This is a genomic window from Nocardioides sp., from assembly GCF_041393715.1.
GTDB lineage: Bacteria > Actinomycetota > Actinomycetes > Propionibacteriales > Nocardioidaceae > Nocardioides.
This window is the reverse complement of sequence record NZ_JAWKJQ010000002.1, coordinates 85,613-111,988: the sequence shown is the minus strand read 5'-3', so window position 1 is coordinate 111,988 and position 26,376 is coordinate 85,613. Positions and strand designations below refer to the sequence as shown.

Genomic DNA, 26,376 nt, shown 5'->3' with positions numbered 1-26,376 from the left:
GACGAGAGGAGGCACGTGTGCAGACCTTCATCGACAACTTCGCGACGATCTGGAGCGGCTTCGCGACCACGCTGTGGCTGCTGTTCTTCTCCGCCATCCTCTCGACGGTGATGGGCACGCTGCTGGCGTCGTTCCGGGTCTCGCCGATCCCGACGCTGCGAGCCGTCGGCACCAGCTACGTCAACGTCTTCCGCAACACGCCGCTGGTGCTGATCCTGGCGATGACCAGCGGGGTGATGCCGATCCTCGGCCTCAAGGTCGACATCGACGTCGGGTTCCGCACGTTCACCAGCCAGTTCGTCCTCGCCACCCTCGGGCTCAGCTTCTACACCGCGGCCTTCGTCTGTGAGGCCGTGCGATCCGGCGTCAACTCGGTCGCGCTCGGCCAGGCCGAGGCCGCCCGTGCGATCGGCATGGGCTTCACCCTCTCGCTGCGCGAGGTGGTCCTCCCCCAGGCCTTCCGCGCGGTGATCCCGCCGCTGACGAGCACCTACATCGCGCTCGCGAAGAACACCAGCGTGGTGGCGATCTTCGGAGTGCCCGACGCCGCCTACTACATGCGCAAGCTCGGCAACCAGTACGCCTCCGACCTGTGGTTCATCTTCATCGGGATCGCGGCCGGCTATGTCCTGATCGTGATGGCGATCTCCCTGGCCGGCAACCTGCTCGAGCGGCGACTGGTGGTGCTGCGATGAGCAGCGTCCTCTTCGACACCCCGGGCCCCGTCGCTCGAGCGCGCCATCGCACCATGACCATCGTTGCGGCCGGGATCATGGCGGCGATCGCCGCCTGGGTGGTGTGGAAGCTGGCCCGAGCGGGCGAGTTCGACCGCGACATCTGGGAGGGCATGGCCCAGCCGAACATCTGGCGCGCCTACTGGATGGGCCTGCTGGACACGTTGAAGGCCGCCGGCACCGCGATCGTGCTGGCGATCGCCCTCGGCGCCCTGCTGGCCGCGGCGCGACTGTCCGACCACGCCTGGGTGCGCTGGCCCGCCTGGCTGTTCACGGAGTTCTTCCGTGCGGTGCCGCTGCTGCTGCTCATCATGTTCGTCTACTTCGGCCTGCTCCACCAGCTCTACTGGAGCCTGGTGGTCGCCCTGACCCTCTACAACGGCTCGGTGCTGGCCGAGGTGTTCCGCGCCGGCGTCCAGGCCGTGCCGTCGGGCCAGGCGGAGGCGGCCTACGCCATCGGGCTGCGCAAGGGCCAGGTGCTCCGGCTGGTGCAGTTCCCCCAGGCGATCGCGATCATGCTGCCGGCGATCATCAGCCAGTGCGTGATCGTGCTCAAGGACACGGCGCTGGGCACGATCGTGGGCTACTTCGACCTGGTCGCACAGGCCCGCAACATCGTGCTGTACTTCCACGTCTACGTGCTCCCGCTGTCGGTCGGCGCGGCGATCTTCATCATCCTCAACTACTCGCTGTCCCGGCTGGCGATCTGGGTGCAGGCCAGGATGAGCAGGAGCCGCCGCAGCGCCGCGGTCGCCGGCGACCCGCTGGAGGCGGACACCGGCGCCTGAGGCGACCTCAGCCGCAGGCGGGCGCCTCCGGCAGCGGCTCGGGCGCGCCGAGGCCGGGCATGCCCAGCCCGACGGCTGACGACGGAGCGGCCGTCCGGCCCTCCCACGCGTCACCCGCCCGGGTGCGTCGCACGGCCAGCACCGGGCCGTCGGCCACCAGGTGGTGCGGGGCGGCGTAGGTCACCTCGACGGTGACCATGTCGCCGGGCCGCACACCCTCGGCGCCGTCGGGGGTGAAGTGCACGAGACGGTTGTCCGGGGCCCGGCCCGACATCCGGTGCGTGGCGCCGTCCTTGCGCCCCTCGCCCTCGGCGACCATCAGCTCCAGGCGGGAGCCCACCAGGCGCTGGTTCTCCTCCCAGGTGATCTGGTTGACCAGGGTGACCAGGCGCTCGTAGCGCTCCTGCACGACCTCGGCCGGCACCTGGTCGGGCAGCTCGGCGGCCGGCGTACCAGGTCGCTTGGAGTACTGGAACGTGAAGGCGCCCGCGAAGCGCGCCTGCCGGACCACGTCGAGCGTCGCCTCGAAGTCCTCCTCGGTCTCCCCGGGGAAGCCGACGATGATGTCGGTGGTGATCGCGGCGTCGGGCATCGCGGCGCGCACCCGGTCGATGATGCCGAGGTAGCGCGCCTGCCGGTAGGACCGCCGCATCGCCTTGAGGATGCGGTCGGAGCCCGACTGCAGCGGCATGTGCAGCGAGTGCATGACGTTGGGCGTCTGCGCCATCGCCTCGATGACGTCGTCGGTGAACTCCGCCGGGTGCGGCGAGGTGAAGCGGACCCGCTCCAGCCCCGCCACGTCGCCGCAGGCCCGCAGCAGCTTCGAGAAGGCTTGCCGGTCGCCGAACTCCACGCCGTAGGAGTTGACGTTCTGCCCGAGCAGGGTGATCTCGGTGACGCCCTCGGCGACCAGCGCCTCGACCTCGGCCAGGATCTCGCCGGGCCGACGGTCCTTCTCCTTGCCGCGCAGGCTCGGGACGATGCAGAACGTGCAGGTGTTGTTGCAGCCGACCGACACGCTCACCCAGGCGGCGTACGCCGACTCGCGGCGGGTCGGCAGCGTCGAGGGGAACACCTCGAGCGACTCCAGGATCTCGACCTGGGCCTCCTGCTGGACGCGGGCGCGCTCGAGCAGCACCGGCAGCGAGCCGATGTTGTGGGTGCCGAAGACCACGTCGACCCACGGCGCCCTGCGGGTGATGGTGGCGCGGTCCTTCTGCGCCAGGCAGCCGCCGACGGCGATCTGCATGCCGGGGCGCTGCGCCTTCACCGGCGCCAGGTGACCCAGATTGCCGTAGAGCCGGTTGTCGGCGTTCTCCCGCACCGCGCAGGTGTTGAAGACGACGACATCGGCCTGTTCGTCGGTGGCCGCGGCGACGTAGCCCGCCTCCTCCAGCAGCCCGGTCAGCCGCTCGGAGTCGTGGACGTTCATCTGGCACCCGTAGGTGCGGACCTCGTAGGTGCGCGGCGCGACGTGGTTGCTCATGACAGTCGTCAAGCGTACGGCGCCACGCGCGCCGGGCGTGAACCCGCGAGCCCCTCACTGGCGGGCGGAGCGCCGCCTCAGCCAGTACTCGCCGCGGGTGTGCCGATAGCCGAGCTCCTCGTTGACCCGCCGGATGCCGAGGTTGCCCTCCTCGTTGTCGGTGATCGCGGTCCTGATGCCGAGGGTCGCGGCGCGCGCGTGCAGCAGCCGCTTGGTGAGCATCGCGAGCCCGTGGCCGCGCATCTCCCGGTCCACGCCGGTGTAGACCACGTGCATGTGGTCGCCGTCGGCGATGGCGTAGGCGAGCGCGGCCGGCCGCCCGTCGAGTCGCGCCAGCACCGCGACCGGCCGTTGACCGGTGGCGACGTTGGAGCGGAGCCGGTCGAGGGTCAGCACCAGCCCGAGCTCGAACTCCGGGTTGGTCTGGCTCGCGAGGAGCATCGCCTCGACGGCGTCCTCGTCATCGAACCGCAGGTCGTCGCAGGCCAGCAGGGTCACCCCCGGCGGCACCTCCGGCTCGGCGGCGCCGGACAGGTCGAGCTCGACGGTCAGCGAGTGCTGCGAGACCTGGTAGCCCCAGTGCCCGGCGACCGCCAGCGCCGCCGGGTCGTCGTCCTGGACCGAGCCCACCTGCTCCTCGACCTCGTCGGGCAGTCCGGCGAGCAGCTCGTGGTGCATGAGGCCGCCCCAGCCGCGTCCCGAATGCCGGGACGTGACGTCGACGTAGCGCCGCGTCGCGGGCATCCCCGGGAACCGTCCCGACATGCCGGCGGCCACGGTCTCGCCGTCCACCTCCCCCGCCAGCAGCACCAGCTCGTGGACCGACTCGGGGTCCGCGGAGGTGCGAAGCACACCGAGGTCGACCCGGGGGCGGCGGGCCGAGGCGAAGGCGACGTAGTCGTCGGTGGCCATGGGTGAGAACCTCATCGGCCGAGTCTCCCAGGACCCGGCCGGACCCGCGACCGCGACGGGGTCGGGCCGGCACCGCCTAGGCTCGGGAGCATGTGGTCCTACCAGTCGCGCAACTCGACCCTGTCGGCGTGGTCCGACGGCTCGGTGCTGTCGGTGGGCAGTGGCGCGGTCGCCCTCGGCGTGACCCTCGCGGTCACCCGCGGCGAACGGCGACGCTGACCGGGTCGCCGCCCGTCGTCAGCGTCGGGGCGTCACCCAGAGGTGGATGACGCCCTCGATGACGACGGTGCCGTCCTCGCGCACGCCGCGCACCCGCACCGGCAGGTCGGGCTCGTCCGCGGCCCACTGCTCGGGCGTCGTCTCGGCGACGCAGGTGACCGGGGAGTCGGCCTTCGCGGTGTAGGACACCTCCATCCCCTTCGGTATCCAGCGCTTGTCGCGCGGGATCGACACCTCCGCGAGCGCCCCCATGGCCGCCTCGAGTCCGTTGCACAGCGCGATGGCGTGGATGGTGCCGAGGTGGTTGTGGACCCGACGCCGGTCGGGGATGACCAGCTCGACATGGTGCGGCTCGACGACGGTGAACCGCGGCCGGATGCTGGCGAAGTAGGGGGCCTTGCGACCGAAGAGCCAGGAGAACAGCCAGGCACCGCGAGGCACTCGGCCACACCGTTGCCACAGGCGCAGGACGGGAGGCACGCGCCGATGTTACCAGTGAGTAACTCAGGTGGGGTGTAATACCGCCGTGTCACACGACAAAAGGGGGACGGGGCGCACCGGTTCGGGGGCCGCTCCCCGGGCGAGAATGCCCGCGGCCGAGCGCCGCGACCAGCTCATCGACGTGGCGCGCGCGGTGTTCTCCGAGCGCGGCTACGACGGCGCCGCCATCGAGGACATCGCCGCCCGGGCGAGGGTCTCCAAGCCGGTGGTCTATGAGCACTTCGGCGGCAAGGAGGGGCTCTACTCCGCTGTCGTGGACCACGAGGTCGACCTCCTGCTCGAGCGGATGACCGGCCCGCTGACCGCGGGCGTGGGCCGCGAGGTGCTCGAGCTGGCCGCCAACGCGCTGCTCGACTACATCGAGCAGCGGCCCAGCGGCTTCCGCATCCTGGTCCGGGACACCCCGCGGGACGCCAGCAACGCGACCTTCCAGTCGATCATGGGCAACCTCGCCGACCGGGTGGAGGGCCTGCTCACCGAGGGCTTCGAGCAGCACGGGCTCGACCCGCGGATGGCTCCGCTCTACTCGCAGATGCTGATCGGCATGGGCAGCCAGGTGGGCCTCTGGTGGCTCGACACCCGTGAGCCGGACCGGCGGGTGGTCTCCGCCCACCTGGTCAACATGGCGTGGAACGGGCTGTCCAGCCTGGAGACCGACCCCGGCCTCAGCGGCTGACGAAACCACCGAGTCGCGCGCCGAGCCGTCCCATGGGGTACGACGGCTCGGGCACGCGACTCGGTGCTGGTGAGCAGACCTGGCCCCGCTGCCGCTCCTGGCGACTCCGGGCCACCGGGGGGCTACCGACGACGACCGCCACGGCGCCGACGGCGCCCGGCCCTGGTGATGCCGGCGCTCGTCGACCGCTGCGAGCTGCCCGGCCCACCCGTCGTACCGCCATCTGGGGACAGCGGGGCGCAGGTCTGGATCATGGGTCAGATGAACAACAGCTGGGCGCCGTCGGTCATCTCGATGAAGTCTCCGGCGGAGATGATGCCCTCGACTCCTTCATAGAGGTCCTCCTCGTGGAGCTTCATCATGTCCGCGGACAGCCGGCAGGCCCACATGTGGCCCCCGGACGCGGAGATCTGCTCCAGGAACTCCGGAACCTCGGGGATGTCCAGGTCGGCGATCTGCTTCTTCAGCATCTTCGTCGTCATCGCGGTCACGCCGGGCATGCCCGCGAGGCCCTGGGGCATCGAGACCGCGAAGGAACCCGGCGGGTGCATCGCGGTGTTGCCGAGGTAGGAGAACTTGAGGTGCTCCATCGTCTTCTTGTTGATCATGTCGAAGCCCCAGAACGTGAAGAACAGATGCGTCTCCACGCCCTCGCCGAGGGCGGCGTTCGCGAGGATCAGGCCCGGGTAGGCCATGTCCAGGTTGCCCTTGGAGCAGATGATGGCGAGCTTGCGGTCACCGGCGTCGTCGTCGTCGAACGACGGGACGAAGGTGGTTTCGGTGGTGGCGGTCATGGCGTCCTCCTTGACGCGGGTGACGGTGGGTGGCGGAGGGGCGGCAGGCTCAGACGCAGCCCTTGGGCTTGGGCAGCCCGGCGACGTAGGCCATCTTCTTGGCGGGCTTCTTGGGGAACAGCGCGAACAGCTCCTTGACGGGGATGCCGGCCTGGGTGCTGACCCGACGCAGCGTCGGGGTCTCGCCCATCACGCCGTAGTCGTCGCGGAGGAAGCGGATCGCCTTCCAGTGCGCGTCGGTCATCTCGATGCCGATCAGCTTGGCGAGCTCGGTGCCGAGCTCCTCGGTCCACACCTGCGGGTCGGTGAGGAAGCCCTCCTCGTTGACGTCGTAGGTCTGTCCGGCGATGGTGGTGGTGGCCACGGTGTTCAGCTCCTTCTGTGGTGGCGGTGCCTCGGTGGTGAGGTGGCGGTGAGCCGGGGGTCCGGTCACTCCGTGTTCTTGCCGGCCATCGACATGTCGGCCTTGAGGCCGAGCGGCCGGCCGGGGAGCAGGGCGTTCCAGTAGATGTGCCGGAACGCGAGCTTCCCGAGGTGGTTGGCGCGGGACTCCTTGAGCAGCTGCATCGGCCCCACCTTGGGGAGCGGGAAGGTGCCGGTGAGCGGCTCGGTGTCGTAGTTGAAGTCGAGCAGCAGCGCCTTGCCGTGACCCGACTCGACGAAGCAGTTGGCGTGACCGTCGAAGCTGTGGGTCATCTCCTCACCGGCGGCGAGCTGCTTGAGGTTGTCCATGAAGACGTCGACGGAGAAGTGGGCGACCGACCCGGCCTTGGACGTCGGGATGTTGCTGGCGTCGCCGAGCGCGAAGATGTTGTCGTGCGCCGTGCTGCGGAAGGTGTGCTTGTCGACCGGCACGTAGTTGAGCTCGTCGCCCAGTCCGGACCTCGCCACGAAGTCGGCGCCCATGTTGAGCGGCACCGTGACCAGCAGGTCGTAGGCGACCTCCCGCTCGTCGTAGGACCGGATGACCTTCGCCTCCTGGTCGACCGACTCGATCATGAAGTCCGGCTCCAGGGTGATCTTCTTCTCGTCGATCTTGTAGCCCAGCTCCCGACTGGCCACCGGCTTGGTGAACGCGCCGTCCAGCGGGGTCACGAAGACGATCTCGACCTGGTCGCGGATGCCCTTCTTGGTGAAGTAGTCGTCGGCCAGGAAGGTGAACTCCAGCGGCGCCACCGGGCACTTGAACGGCAGCTCGGTGATGTGCACGACCAGCCGGCCGCCGGTGAACTTCTCCAGGGCGGCCCGGGTCGCGATCGCGCCGTCGTAGGTGTAGAACTCGGTGACGCTCTGGTGCCACTCGGGGCCGAGCATGCCCTCGGTCTGGTCGGGACGCGGCGTGGTGCCCGTCGCGATGACGAGGTAGTCGTACCCGAGAACGCGGCCGTCCTCGAGGGTCACCTTCTGCGCCTCGGGGTCGACGACATCGATCTCCCCCATCACGAGGTTGACGCCGTCGGCGAAGAACGGCCGCTTGGTCTTGCGGATCTGCTCGGGCTCGTTCATGCCGAAGGGGATGAACAGGTAGCCGGGCTGGTAGTCGTGCACGTCGTCCTTGTCCACCACGGTGACCGACCACTCCGGCAGCTGCTTGCGCACCTTGTTGGCGATCATCGTGCCGGCGGTTCCTCCGCCGAGGACGAGCAGGGACGTGGCGGTGGTGGCGGTCGAGTTGTTCATACTTCCGGTCTACCCCTGGGGGTATCCGGAGTGAAGGGTTTCGGGCTGTCTCGTCCCTCACGCAGGTCAGGCTCACCTACCCCCGCGACATGCCGGAAATGGTCGCGCCAGATGCGGGAAATGGTCCCGCGAGATGCGGGAAACGGTCAGGCGAGAGCGAGCAGCTCGACCCGGTTGCCGTGGCCGTCGAAGGTGTGCACGCGGAGGTGGCCCGGGAAGGTACGCCGCTCGCCGTGGTCGACGTCGAAGCCGAGGCGCTCGAGCCGCTCGGTGACCGCGTCGAGGTCGGCGACGGAGTCGAGCAGGAGGGCGGGATGGGCCTTGCGCGCCGGTCGGTACGACGACTCGACGCCGGCGTGGATCTCCGCGGCCACCTCGCCGAGGTCGTCGTACCAGCGGAACCAGGCGCCGCCCCGCTGCCGCAGCGGCTCGGCTTCTCGACCTCGACCATGCCGAGCCCGGCCACATAGAAGCGGCGCGCCAGCTCCTCGCCGTCGGGCGGGATCGCGACCTGGACGTGATGGAGCCTCATCGGCCGACCTCCGGCCGCTGGGCGACGACGAAGACCCGGCGGAACGGCAGCACCACCCGGCCGGCCCGGGACGGGTAGGCCGCGCGCAGCCGTCGCCGAACTCCGCCTCGAAGCCCGGCCGCAGCTCGGCGGGCGGTGCCTCGAGCGTCGGCCGGGCGCCGGTGCCGGAGACCCAGACGAACACCGGGTCCGCCCCGGTCAGCACGTGCAGATAGGTCGTCTCCCAGACATCCACGTCGGCACCGAGGTCGAGCAGGCTCTCGAGATAGCGCTCGGGGTCGTGGCTGGCCGGCACGGCGACCCCCGCGTGTGGTCGGCGTACGCCGGCTCCGCGGCGAGGTCGGTCCGGATCGTGTGGCTGGGCTCCCGAAGTTGCCCGGCACCTGGAAGGCCAGCCAACCGCCCGGCGCCACGGCGTCGTAGAGCCGAGGCAGCAGGTCGAGGTGGTCGGGCACCCACTGGAGGGTGGCGTTGGACACGAGCACGTCGACGCTGCCGTCGGGGGCCGACCAGCCGCGCAGGTCGGCGACCTCGTAGCGCACCCGGCCTGCCGAGGTCCGCGCTCGCTCGATCATCTCGGCGCTGGCATCGAGGCCGGCCACCTCCGCCCCGGGCCAGCGCTCGGCGAGCAGCTCGGTGAGGTTGCCTGGACCGCAGCCGAGGTCGACGACCGTGCGTGGGCTCCTCGCGCCGACGCGGGAGAGCAGGTCGAGGAACGGCCGCCCGCGCTCGTCGGCGTAGGTGAGGTATCGGTCGGGGTCCCAGGTGTGCATGCGCCCTCCTCGATTTATCTTGACATCAAGATATCTTCCTCGACGAAGACTCTCGATGTCAAGATTCTTGATGTCAGATACCCTGACGCCATGCGGGATGAGGTGGACGAGCTCGTCGAGGCGTGGGCGAGCGAACGCTCCGACCTCGACCTGGCCCCGGTCGAGGTCTTCAGTCGCATCACCCGGCTGGCGCGTCATGTCGACCGGGTCCGCCGCGCCGCCTTCTCCACCTACGACATCGAGCCCTGGGAGTTCGACGTGCTCGCAGCGCTGCGTCGGGCGGGGTCGCCCTACGAGCTGTCGCCCGGGCGGTTGCTCAGGGAGACGCTGGTGACCAGCGGCACCATGACCAACCGGGTCGACCGGCTGGCCGCCCGAGGGTTCGTCGAGCGCAACCCCGACCCCGACGACCGGCGCGGCGTCCTGGTCCGGCTCACCCCCGACGGCAAGCGGGCCGTCGACGGGGCCTTCGGTGCCCTGGTCGACGCCGAGCGTGAGCTGCTCGGCGACCTTCCCGACCGCGACCGGCGACGGCTCGCGACGTTGCTGCGGCCGCTGCTGGCGCCGTTCGCGTGAGCACCGACGTCGTCCGCCGGACGGGAAGCGCCATGTCGCGCATGTCGGGCGGCCATGTCGCGCATCTCGCGGGACGGGAAGCGCCATTTCGCGCATGTCGGGCGGCCATGTCGCGCATCTCGCGCGGCCATTTCGCGCATCTCGGGCGGCCATGTCCCGCATGTCGCGGTGAGAGAAAGCGTCAGGGGAGCTGCTCGGCGGCCTCCAGCCACTGCTCCTCCAGCTGCTCCCGCTGCCGGCTGAGCTCCCGCAGCTCGGCAGAGAGCGACGCCAGCCGTTCGTAGTCGCTCGCGTGCTCGGCCAGCTCGGCGTTGAGCCGGGCCTCCTGCTCGGCGATCCGGGCGAGCTGCTTGTCGAGGCGCTCCACGGTCTTGCGGGCGGCGCGCTCCTCGGCGCTGCCGGCCCGCGTCTTCGCGTCGTACGCCGGCTCCGACGGCGGCGCGGCACCGGGCGCCTGCGCCGCCGTCCCGGTGGTCCCGGCCGCCTGGGCCGTCCTGGCCGCCGCGAGCGAGGCCGCCCGGCGGGAGAGGTACTCGTCGACGCCGCCCGGCAGCATCGACACCTGCCCGTCGTCCAGCAGCGCCCACACGGAGTCGGTGACCCGCTCCAGGAAGTAGCGGTCGTGGGAGACCACGACCAGGGTGCCGGGCCATCCGTCGAGGAAGTCCTCCAGGACGTTCAGGGTCTCGATGTCGAGGTCGTTGGTGGGCTCGTCGAGGAGCAGCACGTTGGGTTCGGTGAGCAGCAGCCGGAGCAGCTGGAAGCGACGGCGCTCTCCGCCCGACAGGTCGCCGAGCCGGGCGGTGAGCCGGTCGCCGGTGAAGCCGAAGCGCTCGAGCATCGCGGAGGCCGTGACCTCGCCGTCGGTGGTGCGGGTGACCCGCCGGATGCCCTCGATGGTGCCCAGCACCCGCGCCTCGGGGTCGAGGTCGTCGAGCTCCTGGGTGAGCTGTTGCAGAGCCACGGTGCGGCCGTGCCGGACCCGGCCGGCCGACGGCGGCAGCACACCGGAGAGCAGGTTGAGGACCGAGGTCTTCCCGGCCCCGTTGACGCCGACGAGGCCGACGCGGTCGCCCGGGCCGAGCCGCCAGGTCGCGTGGGTGAGCAGCCGCCGCTCACCGCGCACCAGGTCGACGTCCTCGACGTCGATGACGTCCTTCCCGAGCCGCTGGGTGGCGAAGCGCTGCAGCGCCAGCCGGTCACGCGGCGGTGGCACGTCGTCGATCAGCGCGGTGGCCGCGTCGACGCGGAACTTGGGCTTGGAGGTCCGCGCGGGGGCGCCGCGGCGCAGCCAGGCCAGCTCCTTGCGGACCAGGTTCTGCCGCCGCGCCTCGGTGGCGGCCGCCTGCCGCTGGCGCTCGGCCTTGGCCAGCACGAAGGCGGCGTACCCACCCTCGTAGGAGTCGACCACGGCGTCGTGAACCTCCCAGGTCGCCAGGCACACGGCGTCGAGGAACCACCGGTCGTGCGTGACGACGACCAGGGCCGTGGGCAGTGCGGCGAGGTGCGCCGCCAGCCAGGCGACCGCCTCGACGTCGAGATGGTTGGTCGGCTCGTCGAGGACCAGCAGGTCGTGGTGGCCGAGCAACAGCGAGGCGAGCCCGCAGCGCCGTCGCTCGCCTCCGGACAGCCCGTGGACCACCCGGTCGAGGCTGACCCCGACCAGGAGCTCTTCGACGACCTCGCGGGTGCGCGCCTCGGCGGCCCATTCGTGGTCGGCACGCCCCGCGAGCACCGCCTCGCGCACGGTATGGGTGTCGTCGAGCTCGTCGCCCTGCTGGAGATAGCCGATCTGCAGACCGCGCGCCTGCGACACTCGCCCGGAGTCCGGCTCCTCCAGCCCGGTGAGGACCCGCAGCAGCGTGGTCTTGCCGTCGCCGTTGCGGCCGACGATGCCGATCCGGTCCCCCGCTGAGACGCCCAGCGACACGTCGCTGAGAAGCGGGCGGACGCCGTAGGCCTTGGAGACCCGTTCGAGGTTGACCAGGTTGGCCATCAGCCGGCCTCGACGGTGACGACGTGGGCGCCGGCGACGGGACCGTGAGCGACGAGGACGGTCGGGTGCCCGTCGCGCAGCTCACCGGCCACCTCGCGCGCGTGGTCGGCGTCGCGGGCCAGGAAGACGCACGTGGGTCCGGACCCGGAGACCAGGCCGCGCAGCGCGCCGGCAGCCTCACCGGTCGCGATCGTGTCGGCCAGGTCGGGGCGCAGGTCGACGGCCGCCGCCTGGAGGTCGTTGTGCAGGGCGTTCGCGAGCAGCTCGGGGTCGCGCGTCTCCAGCGCCGCCAGCGGTACGCCGGCCGGCGCCGGCTCCGGTGACGCGTCGGGCCGGAGCTCGTCGTAGCGACGATAGACCGCGGGCGTGGACAGCCCGTCGCCCGCGGCCCGCACGACGACCCACCACCACGAGCCGTCGTCGGCGACCGGTGTGAGCAGCTCGCCGCGACCCTCACCCAGGGCGGTGCCGCCCACCAGGGAGAACGGCACGTCGCTGCCGAGCTCGGCCGCCAGGGCCAGCAGGTCGTCGTCGGAGGTGCCGAGGTCCCACACCCGGTCGAGCGCGACCAGCGCCGCCGCGGCGTCGGCACTGCCGCCGGCCATCCCGCCCGCCACCGGGATCGACTTGTGCACCTCCACCCGGCCGGTGACGGGGCGCGCGTGGTGCCGGGCCAGCGCCGCGGCCGCCCGGTCGACGATGTTGTCGCCGGCGTCGGGCAGAGCGGCGCCGTCGACATGGCCCGCGGCGTGGGTCGTGACCTGCCAGTCGTCGGCGGGCGTGACGGTCACGTCGTCATAGAGCGACACGGCGTGGAACACGGTCACCAGGGGGTGGAAGCCGTCGGGTCGAGGCCTCCCGACCCCCAGGTGGAGGTTGATCTTGGCCGCCGCGCGGACGGTCACCGCGCTCATCGGCGCAGCTCCTCGGTGAGCCTGACGAAGTCGCCGAGGGCGAGCGTCTCGCCGCGGGCGTCGGGGTTCAGCCCGGCCCGCTCGAGCGCTGCGGCCGAGGCCTCGGTGGAGCCGGCCAGCTGCCGCAGCGCCGCGCGCAGCGTCTTGCGTCGCTGGGCGAAGGCGGCGTCGACGACCTCGAAGACCTGCTCGCGGGTGGCCGTGGTGACTGGCGGCTCGCGGCGCCGCAGCGCGACCAGGCCGGAGTCGACGTGCGGCGCCGGCCAGAAGACCTGGCGGCCCACGGCGCCGGCCCGGCGGACGTCGGCCCACCAGGCGGCCTTCACCGACGGCACGCCGTAGACCTTCGAGCCGGGGCCGGCGGCCAGCCGGTCGGCCACCTCTGCCTGCACCATCACCAGGCCGGTGCGCAGACCGGGGAAGGTCGCGAGCAGGTGGAGCACGACCGGGACCGACACGTTGTAGGGCAGGTTGGCCACCAGCGCCGTGGGCGCCGGACCGGGCAGCTCGGTCACCCGGAGCGCGTCGGCCTCGACCACGTGGACGTGGGCGCCGCGCGCCCCGGCGTACTCCCGGAGGGTGGGGGGTAGCGCCGCCGCCAGGACGGGGTCGACCTCGACCGCCGTCACCCGCGGCGTCACCTCGAGCAGGGCCAGCGTCAGCGAGCCGAGCCCCGGGCCGACCTCGAGGACGACGTCGTCGGCGCCGACGCCGGACTCCCGGACGATGCGCCGGACGGTGTTGGCGTCGATGACGAAGTTCTGGCCGCGCTGCTTGGTCGGGCGCAGACCCAGGCCCGCCGCCAACGAGCGGACGTCGGCGGGGCCGAGCAGGCGGACACCCGCGTCGGCCGTGGAGCTCGGAGGGGTGCCGACGGGGACGTCGGACATGGCGGTCAGCCTAGACGCCGGGGTACGCCGGCCCCGGAGTCGGCGTACTCGGAGCGCCATGGCGCGCATCTCGCGGGGCCATTTCCCGCATCTCGCGGGGCCATTTCCGGCATCTCGCGGGATCGGGGTCAGCGGGGCAGGCCGAGCTTGGCGGCGCAGCCGGGCCAGGCGCCGTAGCCGCCCTGGGCGTTGCGCAGCCGGGTGGCCACGGCGATCTGCTCGGCGCGGCTGTGCTGGTGGGGGTAGCCGGTGCCGCCGTAGGCGTGCCAGGTGCCGAGCGAGAACTGCAGGCCGCCGTAGTAGCCGTTGCCGGTGTTGGCGGCCCAGTTGCCGCCGGCCTCGCAGCGCGCCAGGGCGTCCCAGACCGTGCTCCCGCCGGCGAAGTTCGCGGCCGGCGCAGGCTTCTCCTTGGTGCCGACCTTGACCAGCGCGTTGACCGGCTGCCGGGTGACCTTCTGCCGGACCACCTTGCGGGCGACCAGCTCGCCGTTCTCGTAGGTCAGCTTGTAGACGACGTTGCGGGCGCCCTTGACGCCGGCGCGGGCGACGGTCGTCTCGCCGACGTACGCCGAGGAGTCGTCCTGCTTGACGGTGCGGAACGCCACCGGCTCGCCCTTGACCTTGCTGCGCACGATCTTGACCCGGGTCAGCACCAGCTTGTCGCCGTCGCCGATCTTCGTGTCGAGGCCGGGCCTGACCCGGTCGTGCCGGTGGATCTTGACGCCGAGCCGCTCCAGCGCGTCGCCGACGGTCAGCGCCGGCAGCTTCTCGATGCGCACGTCGTGGGCGCCGAGCCGGACCTTGAGTCGCTTCTTGGTGACGACGTGGAGGGCCAGCCCGTCGCGCCCGATCGAGGCGCTCCGGCTGGTCGACAGCTCGGCCCCGTGGTAGCCGCGGCCCATCTCGGCGAGCGCACCCTGGACGTCGGTGGCATAGACCCAGGCGGCCTGGGTCTTGCCGTCCACGGTGAGCTCGACGTGCCGGGCGTACTGCACGCTGATCTTGGTGCCGTCGGTGACGGCCTCGTCGAGCCCGGGCGCGACGCGGTCGTGGGCGCCGACGACGATGCCCTGCGAGTCGAGCACCCCACCGACCGAGTCGGCGAAGGAGCGGACCTGCTCGGGCTTGCCGTCGATGGTGAGCGTGACCGGGTGGCTGAGCGCGGTGTAGCCGTAGGCGCCGCCGGCGACGGTCAGCAGGGTGGCGGTGACGATCCCGCCCACGAGCAGCCGGCGCCGTCGCGACGGAGCGGGCGTGGCGTCCTCGTCATCCGGGCCGGCGGTGGCCGGCGCGGCGAAGGCGTACTCCACGCCGTCCGGCTCGCCGACCTCGGGCTCCGTGCCTCGAGGGTTGCGTAGCCGGTCGGCCAGTCGATGGGCCCACGAGGGGGTGAGTCCGGTGATGCGGTCCCGCACAGCGCTCCGATGGTCGTGCTTCCCGGGCCTCGGGTGCCGGCGCGAACCCGCGCGCGACTCACCAGGAGGTGAGGGGAAGGTGCGAGCGGGGGGTCTCGCGTCGGCGGAGTTCGAACCCGATCCCGGCCAACAGTCACAGAACGATAACGGCCTCTCGCGCAAAGACAAATCCGAACGCCGCCATCCGGACCGATGGTGACCGAGGTCTCGCCCGGCCCGGCGGGGCTACCAGGCGCCGCCGAACGCCTCGCTGGTGGCCTCGTCGATGCCTCGGCACAGCGTCTCGAGGTCCTCACCGCGGACCTCGGCCAGGGCCCGAACCGTGTGCGGCACGAGGTACGACGCGTTGCTGCGACCGCGGTGGGGCACCGGCGTGAGGTAGGGCGCGTCGGTCTCGACGAGCAGCCGCTCGAGGGGAGTGAGCGCGGCCGCCACCCGCAGCGCCGCGGCGTTCTTGAACGTCACCGTGCCGGCGAAGCTGAGGAAGGCACCCCGCTCGAGACAGGCTCGGGCGAAGTCGGCGTCGCCGGAGAAGCAGTGCATCACCCACCGGTCGGGCGCGCCCTCGTCGTCGAGCACCCGGAGCACGTCGTCGTGGGCGTCGCGGTCGTGGATGACCAGCGTCTTGTCGAGGCGCTTGGCGAGGTCGATGTGAAGCCGGAAGCTCTCCTCCTGGACGGCCAGACCCTCCGCGCCGGTCCGGAAGAAGTCGAGCCCGGTCTCCCCCACCGCACGCACCACCGGGTCCGCCGCCAGCCGCTCGATCTCCGCCCAGGCGCCGTCGAGCTCACCCCGCGCCGCCAGCCGCGGCGCTTCGTTGGGGTGCAGCGCGACGCCCGCGACCAGGGCGTCGTGGTCGGCGGCGGTCGCGACCGACCAGCGCGCGCTCTCCAGGTCGCAGCCGATCTGCACGATCCGGGCGACGCCGACCCGCGCCGCCGCGGCGAGGGCGGTGGCGACGTCGAGCGGCTCGTCGTCGGAGCCGTGGCGGCGGTGGTCGAGGTGGCAGTGGTTGTCGGGCACCGGGTGCGGCAGCGGCGCCGGGGCTTCGGGCCGGTCGGCCGGCAGCTCGACGATCATCGGGCGTCCCCCCGCGGGTCGCGGTGCACCAGGTCGTAGACCTCCCGCTTGGGCACCCCTGCCTCCTTGGCGGTCGCGGCGATCGCCTCCTTGCGGGTCGCGCCGCGATCCTCCCGCTCGGCCACCCGGGCGCGGAGCTCCTCCGGAGTGGTGGGTACGCCGGCTCCGACGGGGGCGCCGGCGACGACCAGCGTCACCTCACCGCGAACCTCGCCGGCGGCCCACTCGACCAGCTCACGCAGCGCGCCCCGGCGTACCTCCTCGTGGGTCTTGGTGAGCTCACGGCAGACCGCGGCGGGCCGGTCCTCGCCGAACGCCTCGGCCATCGCGGCGAGTGCCGCGTGGGTGCGGTGCGGCGCCTCGAAGAAGACCATCGTGCGCTCCTCGGCGGCGAGCGCCGCCAGCCGCCGGGCCCGCTCCCCCGGCTTGCGGGGCAGGAAGCCCTCGAAGCAGAACCGGTCGACCGGCAGCCCGGACACGGCCAGCGCCGTCGGCACCGCCGACGGGCCGGGGATCGCGGTCACCCGGATGCCCTCGTCGACCGCCGCCGCCACCAGCCGGTAGCCCGGGTCGGACACGCTGGGCATGCCGGCGTCGGTCACCAGCAGCACCCGTCGGCCGGCGGCCAGCGCCTCGAGGAGCTGGGGGGTCCGCGCCGCCTCGTTGCCCTCGAAGTAGGACACCACCTGCCCCGCCGGCTGGACGCCGAGGTCGGCGCAGAGCCGCCGGAGCCGGCGGGTGTCCTCCGCGGCCACCAGGTCGGCGTCGGCCAGCGCCTCGGCCAGCCGCGCCGACGCGTCCGCCGCCCGACCGATCGGCGTCGCCGCGAGGATGAGCAGCCCCTCGCTCGCCTTGTCGGTCACCAGGCGATCATCGCAGGGCGGCGGGAGTTGCTCCTCCGAGGAGCCAGATCGACGATTTCGGGGCAGTTTTCATCCATCTCGCTCCTCGGAGGCGCCATCGGCCGCTCGCACACCGCCACCCGTACCATCGAGCCCGTGACCGCGCCCGTCGCCCCGGAGGCCGAACCGGAGGCATCCGCCGAGGCCGCGCCGGTCGACGAGGCCGTCGAGCCGATGACCGGGCTCTCGCGCAACGCCCGCGGTCGCCGCATCCCGCTGGCGGCGGTCCGGGCCTACCGGCGGATGGACGACACCTTCGTGGGCTGGTTCGCGAGCGTGGCGGTGACGCTGCTGGCGCTGTTCCTGCGGCTGTGGCGCCTGGGCGAGCCACACGACTTCCTCTTCGACGAGACGTACTACGCCAAGGACGCCTGGTCGATGGCCAACTTCGGGTACGTCCGTTCCTACGTCAGCGGCGCCGACGAGAAGATCCTGGCCGGCCACACCACCGGGCAGTGGACCGACACCCCCAGCCTGATCGTCCATCCCGAGGTCGGGAAGTGGCTGATCGCACTCGGCGAGAAGACCTTCGGGATGACGCCGTTCGGCTGGCGGATCGCCGCAGCGGTGGTCGGCTCGCTGATGGTGCTGGTGATGTGCCGGCTGGTACGCCGGATGACCGGCTCCACGCTGCTCGGCTGCCTGGCCGGGCTGCTGCTCTGCTTCGACGGGCTGCAGCTGGTGTTGTCGCGGATGGCGCTGCTCGACATCTTCGTGGCGTTCTTCATGTTGCTCGGCGTCCACGCGGTCGTCGCCGACCGCGACTGGTTCCGGCGCCGGCTCGCGCAGCGGGTCGGGCCCGCCGGCCGGGTCGAGCGCGGCTGGGGGCCGGTGCGCGCCACCCTGTTCCGCCCGTGGCTGCTGTGGGCGGGCGTGGTGTTCGGGTTGGCGGTCGGCACGAAGTGGTCGGCGATCTACCCGCTGGCGGCGTTCGGCATGTTCGCCTGGCTCTGGTCGGCGGGAGCCCGTCGCTCCTTCGGCGTCCGCTGGGCCACGGTGCGCTCGGCGCTGGTCGACGGGGCGCCGGCGTTCCTCCAGCTGGTGGTGGTCGCGTTCGGCGTCTACGTCGCCTCCTGGACCGGCTGGCTGATCCACGCCCACGAGTACGAACAGGCCTGGTCGAGCACGCAGTACACCCGCTTCGTGTCCTGGGACGGCACCTGCGACACGAAGAACGAGGAGCTCCTCGACGTCACCTACGACAACGACGCCCGCTGGCCGACGGCCACCCAGAAGGACGCCACCGGGCTCGGCGAGGTGAGGCAGTCGCTGGAGTCGCTGTGGTACTACCACCACGACATCTACACCTTCCACCGCTACTTCCTGGACTGCTCGACCCACGACTACGCCTCCAACCCCGCCGGGTGGCTGCTCCTCAACCGTCCGGTCGGTGCCGACGCCCAGCTCGACATCCAGCCCGGGGAGCAGGGCTGCGATGCGGCGAAGGGCTCCGACTGCCTCCGCCAGGTGCTGATCATCGGCAACCCGGCGCTGTGGTGGGGGTCGGTGCTGGCGCTGGTCGCCTCGGCGGCGCTCTGGGTGGGTGCGCGGGACTGGAGGTACGGCGTGGCGGTGGTCGGCGCGCTGGTGACCTGGCTGCCCTGGCTCGCCAACGACGACCGGCCGATCTTCAGCTTCTACGCCATCCTCACGCTCCCCTTCCTGGTGCTCGCCTCGACGCTCGTGATGGGGCGGATGATCAACGCCGGCGACGGCCCCTCGCCCCGTCGTACCGCCGGGGTGATCGTGTCGGGCACCTTCTTCGTCCTGGTGCTGGTGAACTTCGCGTGGTTCTGGCCGATCTGGACCGACGGGCTGCTGACCCACTCCGAGTGGCTGCAGCGGATCTGGTTCCACCGCTGGATCTGAGCCGGAACCGTCCGACCACGGAAACCCGGTGGCCCCCCACGGGCGCCGGGTGCGACGCTCGTGGGGTGCCCGAGCTGACCGTCCCGACCACCGACCTGCACGCCGCCTGGCTGGAGTCCCGCGACGACTGGGGTCGCGGCGTCCAGCAGGACGGCTCCGGGCTGCGCCCCGACGACGAGGTCGACCGCGCCGAGGACTTCGCGGCATGCATCGACCGGCTGCTCCGCGAGGAGGACGTGTCCGTGCCACCGGCCGAGGGTCGGGTGCACTGCACGACCCGCTGGATCACCGAGGACGGCGCCGTGCTCGGCTCGATCTCGCTGCGTCACGAGCTCAACGACTTCCTGCTGCGCGCCGGCGGCCACCTGGGCTACGGCGTCCGCCCGTCGGCCCGTCGCCGCGGGCTGGCGCGGTGGGCGGTCCGGGAGGCGTTCGACCTCGCTCGCGACCTCGGGATCGATCGGCTGCTCATCACCTGCGACGACACCAATGTCGCGTCGCAGGCCGTGATCGAGGGCGCGGGCGGAGTGCTGGAGGACATCCGCGAGACCGAGCTCGGCACGACCCGCCGCTACTGGGTCGACCTCGCCTCCACCTCGGCCAGGTAGGGGTCGCGCAGGCCGACGGTGTCGGTCACCCAGAAGGCCTCGGGATAGACGACCCGGCCCTGCATCGACGGCTCGTACGACGCCCCGAGGACGACCTGGAAGGCCACGTCGGGGATCCGCCGCGACGGCCGCTCGAAACCATGGTCCGAGGCCCGGGAGAAGCCTCGCGCACCGTAGTAGTCCGGCGAGCCCTCCAGGAACACCGCCGGCGCCTCGTGGGCCTCGGCCTCGCGGAGCGCCGCGGCGACCAGCCGGGTGCCGAGGCCGCGACCCTGCCGGTCCGGTGCGACCGCGAGGGGGCTGAGGACGAGCGCGGGCACCAGCCGATCGCGGGCGTCGATCCAGCACCGGCTCAGCCGCACGTGGCCCACAATCGTGTCGGAGTCGAGGGCGACGAGGTCCGCACGCGTGGCGCCGGTCCGGTCGAGGACTCGCATCATCTCCACCACCGGGCCGTCGACCGGCTCGGAGAACGCCGCCGCGACGACCTCGTCGATCGCGGGCCGGTCTGCCGGCGCGTGACTGCGGATCAACACCCGGCCAGGCTAGGAAGCGCGCCACGGAGACGCAAACGTCAGGTCCGGCCTTCCGCGACCAGCTCACCACCCTCGCCACCTCGCGGCCGACTGACGTGGCCGCCTTCGCGGCGGTGTGACTGGCCACGGCCGCGGGCGCACACTACGCGGCGCTGTGGGCTGGCTGGGGCTGTGGCTAGACAGCCAGCTGGTTGTCCGGTAAGAGCGGCGATGAGTTCGAAGTCCTTGTCCAAGTGCAGCACCGTCAGGCCGCGAGCTCGGCGGCGGCGGCGATGACCAGGTCGGGGATCGAGGGGGCGCGGTGATGCCCTTCTCTGGCCAGGAGCAACTGGACCTCCACGGCGCGGTCCTCGATCGCGGGCGTCAGGTACTCCACCGGCATCGACGACATCGGGGGCCGAGTGAACATCAGGCGAACTCTGCCAGCTACGGGCGGGTAGCCGACTTCCAATCGCGTGACTGTGGTCATCACCAGCCCGCGTTCGATCCGCTCGGCCCAGCTCGTTGCGTCCGGGCTCTGGCCCAGCCGTACCAGGGCGGACTTGTCGGCCAGCCGACGGGTCACTGCCACGCGGCGCCCATCACTTCAGGGTCGTCCAGGTCGCCGGCGAGGCCGGCGAACGCGGTCAGATCGTCTGCCGAGACGGCGCTGTCCGTCGTTGCGGCGTCGGCCGCCAACCGGCGACGGATGTACTCCACCCGGGAGAGTCCCAATCGTGCGGCGTGTGCGTCGACGCCGGCCAGTACCGCGTCGGACACGTCTCGGATCAACACGTCAGCCATCTCGACCACCTCCAGATATCTGATGATATCAAGTGTCGTGGGTTTCCACGGCTGACGACGACGGCCGCGGCATACGTCCTCGGTCGCGGATCACAGCACGTCGGCGAGGGATAGCCCACAGTGGGCGCAGTGACGCCTGCAGCCATCGACGAGATGTGACCAGCGAGACGCTCCGGCAGCCCGCCTCCCCTTGGCCGGGGCCGCGCCGCGCAGGACGCTGGAGGTGAAGGACCCCGGTGGCGTTGTGCCGCTCGGGCCGCCGTCGCCGTGGCCCGGGGAAGCGGTCATGTTCTCGGTCGTCGTACAGCGTCGCCACGCTCACGGCACTGGTCGGCAGCGGTCTCGCGGGGGCGCGTCAGCTGTCGGCGTCGCCGCCGGGGCGGCCCCGGCGACCGGCTGGACCGCGGTGACGCTCGCGGACGCCGGGACCCCGGCGTCGGCGGTGTCGGACTCCGGCGACGGCCGCGTGGCGCACCCGGACGGGTTCGCGATCGCCGTACGGCCCGACGACGACGAGCTGGGGTCGGGACCTCCGTGGCGCCTGCCACCTCGGCCCGCGTGGCGTACGACGGCAGAGGACGGCTGGTCCTGGCCTGGACCGACCAACGGCCCGACCGGCCGGCCCGGCTGCGCGTCCGCGTGCTGGCCTGACGGCAGCTGGGGTGCGGCCGACACCGTGACCCAGCGCGTGCGAGGCTCGCTCGAGCTCCGAGGTCGCGGTCAACGCCTCCGGCGCCACCGTGCTCGGCTGGCAGTGGACGCGGGCCGAGGGCACCAACGCCCTCCGTCACCCGTGGGCGCGCAGGAATCGTCTGGGCGACCGACCTCCGGGTGCACGTGACACCGCTGGCGTGCGGGTCTCGCTGGGCGACAGCGGTCTGGCCGCGGCGCTGGTCCGGCGGGCCGTCGTCGACGACAACGGCAGCGCCGACCTGACCCTGCTCGACATTGCCCGGCAGCCGCGCGGGCACCCTGGCAGGCGCCGCTGGTCTCCAGCGACTGCATCCTTCAGGCCGCCCTGGCCCGGCATCGGTGGAGTGCACGTCGACCGGACGGGTCGCACCACGGTCGCCTGGGACGACCGGAGCCCCGACGGGGTGTGGCGGGTCGTCGCCGTGCGGGCCGTCCAGGGACAGTCGTGGCAGCAGCCGAAGGTGCTCGCGCGGCACGTCGGCTGGGGCGACTTCCCGGTGGTGGTGACCGGTGCCCCGCGTGGAGACGTCGGTGACCTTCGTCCGGCAGCCGGGCAACCGGCAGCTCGAGGCAGTCCGCGACGGCCGGCTGGCAGGCACCGGTGAGCGTCTCGGGCCGGGTCAGCTATGTCAACGACTGGGACGCCGCCACCGATCCCAGCGGCGCGGCGCTGGCGGTGTGGACCCCGTCCGACGGACCGGGCACGCCCGGTCAGCGGGGTCACTGTGGCGCTCATGTCGCCGAGCGGCGGCTGGGCGGATCCCCAGCGGCTGAGCAAGGCGGAGACACCCGACGGGCACGCCCGGGTGGCGGCGATGGCCGGCGCACGGGCAGCGCTGCCACTCTGGAACGGTGGTCGACGACCAGATGGCCGTCCGGGTCCGCACGCACGGCTGAGCGTTGGCGCTCCGCTCGATCGAGCTGGTCAGCTGGTCCTGCCACCTGTCCGCCGCCATGCTCATCGTGATCAGCGGACGAGGAGTGCGACCAGTTCGGGTCCGCCGCCGAGCTCTCCGTCTAGGGCGTGTCCCGCAATCGATTCCACTCCGTTAGGCGAGTATGTCGATGTGCATGATCGTCATGACATGACCTGATGAGGCAGTGGGCGCTACTGGAGCCGCCGCGGCCAGGCCGGAGTCGACCTGGTCGCCGCTGGGCCGATCACCGCACCGTGATCGACGGTGTGATGTGGCGATGACATGCCGGACCGGGAGCCCGTGGCGCGATGTGCCGGCAGGCCACGGCCCGTGGAAGACGGTCTACAGCCGACACCGACTCTGGTAAGCCAGCGGGACCTGGGAGCGGCTGCTCGGGGAACTACAGCGCGGCAGCGACGCCCAGATGGTCGCTCTGGCGTGGGACGTCGGGATCGACTCGACCGTCATCCGCGCGCACATCAGCACGCTACCGGCCGCTACGACACGCCCGGTGACGTGACGACGAGCGGTTGGCCGTCGCGCTGGACGACTTCGAGCCGCCGCGGCAGCACTACGAACCTGCACACGGGGGCTCTATCAGACTACAAGAATCCATCGACGGACGGGGCGGACGAGACGGCCGAACCTCCTCAACAGAGCCTGATTGGACGGACCGTCTCGACCGCAACCTCGTCGAGGCCACCAGATCGCGAAGAGGGCTGGGACGCTCACGTGGCGGACTTTCGACCAGAGTCCATCTCGCAGCCGACGGCCGCTGTCGCCCGCTCGGGTTCTTGACCGCCGTCGGTCAGCGGCACGACTCGGTCGCGTTCGTGCCCACCCTGGCCACGGTCGCCGTGGGCAGGATCGGACCGAGGCCGTCCGCGCGCCAAACCCGACGCGGTGCTCTCCGACAAGGCACTCGTCCAAGGCGATCCGGCAACACCTGGCCGGGAGAGGGATCAAGGCCGTCATTCGCTCAAGGGCGACCAACGCCTCACGCATCAAGAAGGGCTCGGGCGGCGGCCGACCACCCGCGTTCGACGCCGACCGTTACCGCGACCGCAGCACCGTCGAGCGCGCGGTCAGCAAGCTCCGCGCCGCTGTCGCGACACGTTTCGACAAACGCGACTACGTCTACCGAGGCACTCTCACCGTCGCCGCCATCGGCATCTGGCTCGCGACCCCGTCATAGACCCATTACGGGACACGCCCTAGTCGTGCGAGGCGAGATCGGAGGCCGAGACCTCGGGGGCGCTGCGGGCGCGGCGAGCGCCTCGGAGTACGGCGGAGGGGTCGGACTCGTTGACCACCCCGCGAATCACCAGCAGGGTGCCGCCCCGCACGACGTAGACGTTGGTCATCTCCTCGAAGGAGATGGTCGCCCCCACGATGCCCTCGTCGGAGGAGGCGTCACAGGTGTCCCCACCTTCACGCTCCCCGCGCATCAGCGTGGTGTGGCACAGGTCGGACACCTCCTCGAGCCCACCAGCCGCACGCTCCTCCAGACCCATCGAGAACGACGTCCTCTCCAACCGGGCCTGCACGCCACCGTCCTCACCGACCTCGACGCCGCTCACGGAGTACCCCGGCACGTCGGGCAGGTAGAGCTGGAGCCCGGTCGCCTCGAGGTCGCCGGAGAGCGGCGAGCCCCCGCCGCATCCGCTCGCAGCGAGAAGCAGCGCAGCCAGGAGCGTCGTCCTCATGGTCGACCGGGGCACCCCGTCAGGTTAGTGCGCGCCGACGTGCATGACTCGTCGGGCGGGAACCCGAGCCCACGGTGGGCGCGTGCCGCACCTCCGGAGCCGCCTGGTCGACGACCAGATGGCCCCGTCCGGGTCCGCGAGCACGGCCGAGCGTCGACGGCACGACGTCTCCGACACCGGCCAGGTGGCGGGGACACGACCCCCGACCCATTAGCCTCGGAACGTCGGACCCCGCCTCGGGGAGCCGGTCCAGTCCCAGTCCGGAAGGGCCACGGTCATCAGCACTTCACTCGCGCCGCAGCTGGGCGGCAGGGTCGCACGGTGGCTGCTCTCCCGACGGTCCGGACGGCGGGGCGGCGGAGCCGACCTCACGAGCCTGCGACGAGTGCCGCGGTCGGTCTCCTTCCCGCTGCGGCGCGACCACCTCGAGCCGACCCGGCAGCTCGAGGCGATGCGCGCGGCCGCGCCGGTCACCCGGATGCGCAAGCTGCTCGGGATCACCATCTGGGTGGTGACCGGGTACGCCGAGGCGAAGGCGGTGCTGGCCGACACCTCGACCTACAGCAACGACATGCGCCACCTGCTGGGCTCCCGCGACCGCACCGACGCGGAGACCATCGGCGGACTGGGCATGACCGACCCGCCCGACCACACTCGACTGCGGGCGGTGCTCACGCCCGAGTTCACCCGCCGCCGCCTGCAGCGGCTCGAGCCGCTGATCGACGCCATCGTGACCGAGACCATCGACGGGATGGAGCAGCGCGGTCCGGAGGTCGACCTGGTGTCGACGTTCGCCTCGGTGATCCCCTTCCGGGTCATCTGCGAGCTGCTCGGCATCGAGGAGGTCGACCGCGACGCCTTCCACCGGCTCGGCACCGCCCGCTTCGACGTCACCGCCGGCGGGCCCGGCACCTTCGGGGCCGCCACCACCTCGCGCGAGTTCCTGATCGACCTGGTCCGGCGTCAGCGAGCGGCCCCCGGACCCGGCCTGATCGGGCAGATCCTGCGCGACCACGGCACGGAGCTCGACGACGTCGAGATCGGCGGCCTCGCCGACGGCGCGTTCCTCGGTGGCTACGAGACCAGCGCCAGCTCGTTCGCGATGAGCGTCCTCCTGCTGCTCCAGCAGCCCGGGCACTGGGAGCGGCTCCGGGTCGGGTCGGACGCCGAGGTCAACGCCATCGTCGAGGAGCTGCTGCGCTACCTCGCCGCGGTACAGATCGCCTTCCCGCGCTTCGCCCGCCACGACCACGACCTGTTCGGCCATCGGGTCGCCCGGGGCGACGTCGTCATCGTGCACCTGCTGGCCGCCAACCGCGACGAGGCACTGAAGCCCGGCGCCTCGTCGTTCTGCCCGGCGGGCGAGCACCAGTCGCACCTGACCTTCGGCTACGGCGCCCACCGGTGCATCGGGGCGGACCTCGCGCGCGCGGAGCTGCGGGCGGGGCTGCGAGCACTGGCGACCCGCTTCCCCGAGCTGCACCTCGCGGGCGACATCGACACCGTCGCCTTCCGCGAGCTCTCGATCGTCTACGGCATCGAGCGGATGCCCGTGCGCCTCTGGCGCTGACCGGCACGGCCGGGCCTGGCTAGGCTGGGCCACCTCACGCCAGCAGGGAGGTGGCCGTGGACGTCCCGGTGATCGTGGTGGTGGGCGCCGGCCCCGGGGTCGGTGGCCATGTCGCTGAGCGCTTCGCGCGGGACGGGTACGCCGTCGCGCTGGTGTCGCGGGACGACGGCCAGCTGCAGGACCTCGCCGCCGAGCTGGCGCAGCACGGGACGCCGGTCGTCTGGGACGCCCTCGACGTCACCGACGGGGCCGCACTCGGCGCCGCGGTCGCGTCGTACGGTCGGCGCTTCGGCAGGATCGACGTCCTCCACTTCAACCCCAGCACCTATCGCGCCGCCGACCCGCTCACCCTGACCCCCGCCCAGCTCGCCGACGACGTCGCGCTCGGGGTGGGCGCGCTGCTGACCGCGCTGCAGGCGGCGCGACCGTTCATGACCGACGGCGCCCGGGTGACGGTGACCGGGAGCATGGCGGCCGACCAGCCCTCCCCCGCGGCCGCCTCACTGGGCGTGCAGAAGGCCGGCGTCCGCAACCTGGTGCGGAGCATCGACCAGGCCCTGGCGCCCGACGGCATCCGCGCGGTGTCGGTGACCGTCCGCGGCACGCTGTCCACCGAGGGTCGCTTCACCCCCGCGAAGGTCGCCGAGGCGATCCACGCCGCCGCCCACCAGCCGGTCGACACCTGGCTCACCGAGGTGCCGTTCACCGGCTGACGCGGCTCCCGTCGGGGCACCCGCCACCGACCAACGTTCGTGCGGTGTGAGAACCGCGACGCTTCCTTGAGAGGACCCCGCCGACGGGAGCACGATGGTGGGTGAAGGGTCGT

The 26,376-nt window shown here is 72.0% G+C and carries 29 protein-coding genes; 11 read left to right on the top strand and 18 right to left on the bottom strand.

Translation table 11 applies throughout. The annotated features are described in order from the left end of the window. Positions 1-17: 17 nt before the first annotated feature. Positions 18-695: an amino acid ABC transporter permease gene (locus R2740_RS03430; RefSeq protein WP_371301294.1), complete on the top strand. Its 678-nt coding sequence runs from the start codon at positions 18-20 to the stop codon at positions 693-695. 53 nt (positions 696-748) lie between these two features. Beyond that, positions 749-1,522 (top strand): amino acid ABC transporter permease, encoded by a 774-nt coding sequence (locus tag R2740_RS03425; protein WP_371301293.1) that lies wholly within the window; start codon positions 749-751, stop codon positions 1,520-1,522. Between the two features lie 7 nt (positions 1,523-1,529). On the opposite strand, the gene miaB is transcribed toward R2740_RS03425, so the two are convergent. Next, positions 1,530-3,008: a tRNA (N6-isopentenyl adenosine(37)-C2)-methylthiotransferase MiaB gene (miaB, locus tag R2740_RS03420; protein ID WP_371301292.1), complete on the bottom strand. Its 1,479-nt coding sequence runs from the start codon at positions 3,006-3,008 to the stop codon at positions 1,530-1,532. Positions 3,009-3,062: 54 nt separating this feature from the next. After that, on the bottom strand, positions 3,063-3,935 hold the full coding sequence (locus R2740_RS03415; protein ID WP_371301291.1) for a GNAT family N-acetyltransferase: 873 nt from the start codon (positions 3,933-3,935) through the stop codon (positions 3,063-3,065). 75 nt (positions 3,936-4,010) lie between these two features. Here R2740_RS03415 and R2740_RS03410 point away from each other — a divergent pair, with 75 nt between their 5' ends. Continuing rightward, the gene (locus R2740_RS03410) at positions 4,011-4,139 is read left to right on the top strand and encodes a hypothetical protein (RefSeq protein ID WP_371301290.1); all 129 of its coding nucleotides are present in this window, start codon (positions 4,011-4,013) and stop codon (positions 4,137-4,139) included. 18 nt (positions 4,140-4,157) lie between these two features. Here R2740_RS03410 and R2740_RS03405 read toward each other — a convergent pair whose 3' ends face one another. Continuing rightward, entirely contained in the window at positions 4,158-4,619 is a 462-nt protein-coding gene (locus R2740_RS03405) for a hotdog fold domain-containing protein (protein WP_371301289.1), read from the bottom strand. Positions 4,620-4,725: 106 nt separating this feature from the next. Here R2740_RS03405 and R2740_RS03400 point away from each other — a divergent pair, with 106 nt between their 5' ends. Then, the gene (locus R2740_RS03400) at positions 4,726-5,316 is read left to right on the top strand and encodes a TetR/AcrR family transcriptional regulator (protein WP_371301288.1); all 591 of its coding nucleotides are present in this window, start codon (positions 4,726-4,728) and stop codon (positions 5,314-5,316) included. Positions 5,317-5,573: 257 nt separating this feature from the next. Here R2740_RS03400 and R2740_RS03395 read toward each other — a convergent pair whose 3' ends face one another. The 5 genes from R2740_RS03395 to R2740_RS03375 form a co-directional block, all read right to left on the bottom strand. Then, complete coding sequence (locus tag R2740_RS03395) at positions 5,574-6,110, bottom strand: DsrE/DsrF/DrsH-like family protein (RefSeq protein ID WP_371301287.1); 537 nt, start codon at positions 6,108-6,110, stop codon at positions 5,574-5,576. Between the two features lie 49 nt (positions 6,111-6,159). Next, positions 6,160-6,474 carry a TusE/DsrC/DsvC family sulfur relay protein gene (locus R2740_RS03390; RefSeq protein ID WP_371301286.1) on the bottom strand — a complete coding sequence of 105 codons (315 nt, stop codon included), beginning with the start codon at positions 6,472-6,474 and terminating at the stop codon, positions 6,160-6,162. A 65-nt stretch (positions 6,475-6,539) separates the two neighbouring features. After that, positions 6,540-7,790: an NAD(P)/FAD-dependent oxidoreductase gene (locus tag R2740_RS03385; RefSeq protein ID WP_371301285.1), complete on the bottom strand. Its 1,251-nt coding sequence runs from the start codon at positions 7,788-7,790 to the stop codon at positions 6,540-6,542. Positions 7,791-7,936: 146 nt separating this feature from the next. Next, positions 7,937-8,164, bottom strand: coding sequence for a VOC family protein (locus R2740_RS03380; RefSeq protein ID WP_371301284.1), 228 nt, complete (start codon positions 8,162-8,164; stop codon positions 7,937-7,939). A 154-nt stretch (positions 8,165-8,318) separates the two neighbouring features. Continuing rightward, a complete protein-coding gene (locus R2740_RS03375; RefSeq protein ID WP_371301283.1) occupies positions 8,319-9,095 on the bottom strand; it encodes a methyltransferase domain-containing protein in 777 nt (258 codons plus the stop codon). Positions 9,096-9,185: 90 nt separating this feature from the next. On the opposite strand from R2740_RS03375, the gene R2740_RS03370 reads away from it, so the two are divergent. After that, positions 9,186-9,671: a MarR family winged helix-turn-helix transcriptional regulator gene (locus R2740_RS03370; protein WP_371301282.1), complete on the top strand. Its 486-nt coding sequence runs from the start codon at positions 9,186-9,188 to the stop codon at positions 9,669-9,671. Between the two features lie 181 nt (positions 9,672-9,852). On the opposite strand, the gene R2740_RS03365 is transcribed toward R2740_RS03370, so the two are convergent. The 6 genes from R2740_RS03365 to rsmI all read right to left on the bottom strand — a co-directional run bounded on the left by R2740_RS03365 (position 9,853) and on the right by rsmI (position 16,829). Next, entirely contained in the window at positions 9,853-11,667 is a 1,815-nt protein-coding gene (locus R2740_RS03365) for an ABC-F family ATP-binding cassette domain-containing protein (RefSeq protein ID WP_371301281.1), read from the bottom strand. Next, positions 11,667-12,581 carry a 4-(cytidine 5'-diphospho)-2-C-methyl-D-erythritol kinase gene (locus tag R2740_RS03360; protein WP_371301280.1) on the bottom strand — a complete coding sequence of 305 codons (915 nt, stop codon included), beginning with the start codon at positions 12,579-12,581 and terminating at the stop codon, positions 11,667-11,669. Before R2740_RS03360 ends, R2740_RS03365 begins: the two co-directional genes overlap by 1 nt. Beyond that, on the bottom strand, positions 12,578-13,471 hold the full coding sequence (rsmA, locus tag R2740_RS03355) for a 16S rRNA (adenine(1518)-N(6)/adenine(1519)-N(6))-dimethyltransferase RsmA (protein WP_371301279.1): 894 nt from the start codon (positions 13,469-13,471) through the stop codon (positions 12,578-12,580). The genes R2740_RS03360 and rsmA overlap by 4 nt, the downstream gene beginning before the upstream one ends. A 128-nt stretch (positions 13,472-13,599) precedes the next feature. Beyond that, positions 13,600-14,886, bottom strand: coding sequence for a ubiquitin-like domain-containing protein (locus R2740_RS03350; RefSeq protein WP_371301278.1), 1,287 nt, complete (start codon positions 14,884-14,886; stop codon positions 13,600-13,602). Positions 14,887-15,111: 225 nt separating this feature from the next. Then, positions 15,112-15,966, bottom strand: a complete 855-nt coding sequence (locus tag R2740_RS03345) for a TatD family hydrolase (protein ID WP_371301277.1) — start codon at positions 15,964-15,966, stop codon at positions 15,112-15,114. Continuing rightward, positions 15,963-16,829, bottom strand: coding sequence for a 16S rRNA (cytidine(1402)-2'-O)-methyltransferase (rsmI, locus tag R2740_RS03340; RefSeq protein ID WP_371301276.1), 867 nt, complete (start codon positions 16,827-16,829; stop codon positions 15,963-15,965). Before rsmI ends, R2740_RS03345 begins: the two co-directional genes overlap by 4 nt. Positions 16,830-16,964: 135 nt before the next feature. Between rsmI and R2740_RS03335 the strand changes: the two genes are divergently transcribed. Both R2740_RS03335 and R2740_RS03330 read left to right on the top strand, forming a co-directional pair. Continuing rightward, positions 16,965-18,737, top strand: coding sequence for a dolichyl-phosphate-mannose--protein mannosyltransferase (locus tag R2740_RS03335; protein ID WP_371301275.1), 1,773 nt, complete (start codon positions 16,965-16,967; stop codon positions 18,735-18,737). Between the two features lie 65 nt (positions 18,738-18,802). Next, entirely contained in the window at positions 18,803-19,345 is a 543-nt protein-coding gene (locus R2740_RS03330) for a GNAT family N-acetyltransferase (RefSeq protein ID WP_371301274.1), read from the top strand. On the opposite strand, the gene R2740_RS03325 is transcribed toward R2740_RS03330, so the two are convergent. From R2740_RS03325 to R2740_RS03315, 3 genes are all read right to left on the bottom strand, one after another. Further along, positions 19,309-19,881, bottom strand: a complete 573-nt coding sequence (locus R2740_RS03325; RefSeq protein WP_371301273.1) for a GNAT family N-acetyltransferase — start codon at positions 19,879-19,881, stop codon at positions 19,309-19,311. The genes R2740_RS03330 and R2740_RS03325 overlap by 37 nt on opposite strands. A 244-nt stretch (positions 19,882-20,125) precedes the next feature. Continuing rightward, positions 20,126-20,452: a VapC toxin family PIN domain ribonuclease gene (locus R2740_RS03320; protein ID WP_371301272.1), complete on the bottom strand. Its 327-nt coding sequence runs from the start codon at positions 20,450-20,452 to the stop codon at positions 20,126-20,128. After that, positions 20,443-20,664, bottom strand: coding sequence for an antitoxin (locus tag R2740_RS03315; RefSeq protein ID WP_371301271.1), 222 nt, complete (start codon positions 20,662-20,664; stop codon positions 20,443-20,445). The genes R2740_RS03320 and R2740_RS03315 overlap by 10 nt, the downstream gene beginning before the upstream one ends. Positions 20,665-21,515: 851 nt before the next feature. Here R2740_RS03315 and R2740_RS03310 point away from each other — a divergent pair. Together R2740_RS03310 and R2740_RS03305 are read left to right on the top strand one after the other, a co-directional pair. Further along, positions 21,516-21,962, top strand: a complete 447-nt coding sequence (locus R2740_RS03310; RefSeq protein ID WP_371301270.1) for a hypothetical protein — start codon at positions 21,516-21,518, stop codon at positions 21,960-21,962. 496 nt (positions 21,963-22,458) lie between these two features. Continuing rightward, positions 22,459-22,641: a transposase gene (locus tag R2740_RS03305; protein ID WP_371301269.1), complete on the top strand. Its 183-nt coding sequence runs from the start codon at positions 22,459-22,461 to the stop codon at positions 22,639-22,641. A gap of 847 nt (positions 22,642-23,488) precedes the next feature. Here the strand turns inward: R2740_RS03305 and R2740_RS03300 are convergent. Beyond that, complete coding sequence (locus R2740_RS03300) at positions 23,489-23,995, bottom strand: hypothetical protein (protein ID WP_371301268.1); 507 nt, start codon at positions 23,993-23,995, stop codon at positions 23,489-23,491. A gap of 370 nt (positions 23,996-24,365) precedes the next feature. Between R2740_RS03300 and R2740_RS03295 the strand changes: the two genes are divergently transcribed. Beyond that, complete coding sequence (locus R2740_RS03295) at positions 24,366-25,550, top strand: cytochrome P450 (protein ID WP_371301267.1); 1,185 nt, start codon at positions 24,366-24,368, stop codon at positions 25,548-25,550. A gap of 56 nt (positions 25,551-25,606) precedes the next feature. Then, the gene (locus tag R2740_RS03290) at positions 25,607-26,263 is read left to right on the top strand and encodes an SDR family oxidoreductase (protein ID WP_371301266.1); all 657 of its coding nucleotides are present in this window, start codon (positions 25,607-25,609) and stop codon (positions 26,261-26,263) included. Positions 26,264-26,376 lie beyond the last annotated feature (113 nt).

Excerpts from the sequence above, each read along its gene's own strand:
- R2740_RS03425 (WP_371301293.1), top strand. The coding sequence starts at position 749 with ATGACCATCGTTGCGGCCGGGATCATGGCGGCGATCGCCGCCTGGGTG.
- miaB (WP_371301292.1), bottom strand. The coding sequence starts at position 3,008 with ATGAGCAACCACGTCGCGCCGCGCACCTACGAGGTCCGCACCTACGGG.
- R2740_RS03415 (WP_371301291.1), bottom strand. The coding sequence starts at position 3,935 with ATGAGGTTCTCACCCATGGCCACCGACGACTACGTCGCCTTCGCCTCG.
- R2740_RS03410 (WP_371301290.1), top strand. The coding sequence starts at position 4,011 with ATGTGGTCCTACCAGTCGCGCAACTCGACCCTGTCGGCGTGGTCCGAC.
- R2740_RS03400 (WP_371301288.1), top strand. The coding sequence starts at position 4,726 with ATGCCCGCGGCCGAGCGCCGCGACCAGCTCATCGACGTGGCGCGCGCG.
- R2740_RS03395 (WP_371301287.1), bottom strand. The coding sequence starts at position 6,110 with ATGACCGCCACCACCGAAACCACCTTCGTCCCGTCGTTCGACGACGAC.
- R2740_RS03385 (WP_371301285.1), bottom strand. The coding sequence starts at position 7,790 with ATGAACAACTCGACCGCCACCACCGCCACGTCCCTGCTCGTCCTCGGC.
- R2740_RS03375 (WP_371301283.1), bottom strand. The coding sequence starts at position 9,095 with ATGCACACCTGGGACCCCGACCGATACCTCACCTACGCCGACGAGCGC.
- R2740_RS03370 (WP_371301282.1), top strand. The coding sequence starts at position 9,186 with ATGCGGGATGAGGTGGACGAGCTCGTCGAGGCGTGGGCGAGCGAACGC.
- R2740_RS03365 (WP_371301281.1), bottom strand. The coding sequence starts at position 11,667 with ATGGCCAACCTGGTCAACCTCGAACGGGTCTCCAAGGCCTACGGCGTC.
- R2740_RS03360 (WP_371301280.1), bottom strand. The coding sequence starts at position 12,581 with ATGAGCGCGGTGACCGTCCGCGCGGCGGCCAAGATCAACCTCCACCTG.
- rsmA (WP_371301279.1), bottom strand. The coding sequence starts at position 13,471 with ATGTCCGACGTCCCCGTCGGCACCCCTCCGAGCTCCACGGCCGACGCG.
- R2740_RS03345 (WP_371301277.1), bottom strand. The coding sequence starts at position 15,966 with ATGATCGTCGAGCTGCCGGCCGACCGGCCCGAAGCCCCGGCGCCGCTG.
- R2740_RS03315 (WP_371301271.1), bottom strand. The coding sequence starts at position 20,664 with ATGGCTGACGTGTTGATCCGAGACGTGTCCGACGCGGTACTGGCCGGC.